Annotated in this window: 1 protein-coding gene; it reads right to left on the bottom strand. The window is 66.5% G+C overall.

Features of this window, described 5'->3' with window-relative positions:
* On the bottom strand, positions 1 to 442 hold a 442-nt coding region (locus tag AC1DHL_RS29920), incomplete at both ends, for an MFS transporter (RefSeq protein ID WP_478164355.1).

Genomic DNA, 442 nt, shown 5'->3' with positions numbered 1-442 from the left:
TCGCGTACCAGCCGCGCTTGTGCGGGGGCGAGTTGATGGCCAGCAGCGACGGCAGGCCATCCCACGAGCCGCCGAAGGCAATGCCCTGCAGGAAGCGGAAAAACGCGAGCAGGTAGATGGCGGCGCTGCCGAGCGTGGCATAGGACGGCAGGAAGGCGATGCCCACCGTTGCCGTGCCGAGCAGGAACAGCGAGGCCGTCAGCTTGACGCCGCGCCCCCATCGGCGCTGAATGCGCATGAACAGCGCCGTGCCGAACGGCCGCCCGATGAACGCGAAGGAAAAGATCGTGAAGCTGTAGAGCAGCCCGGCCAGCTCACTGGCGAAGGGGAAGTAGACCGATGGGAAGACCAGCACCGAGGCGATGCCGTAGACAAAGAAGTCGAAGTACTCCGACGCGCGGCCGATCACGACGCCGGTGGCGATTTCGGCGGGCGCCACCTG

Source organism: Variovorax sp. 10L426 (assembly GCF_056395305.1).
The sequence above is the reverse complement of the archived record's forward strand: the minus strand, read 5'-3'. Positions and strand labels throughout refer to the sequence as shown.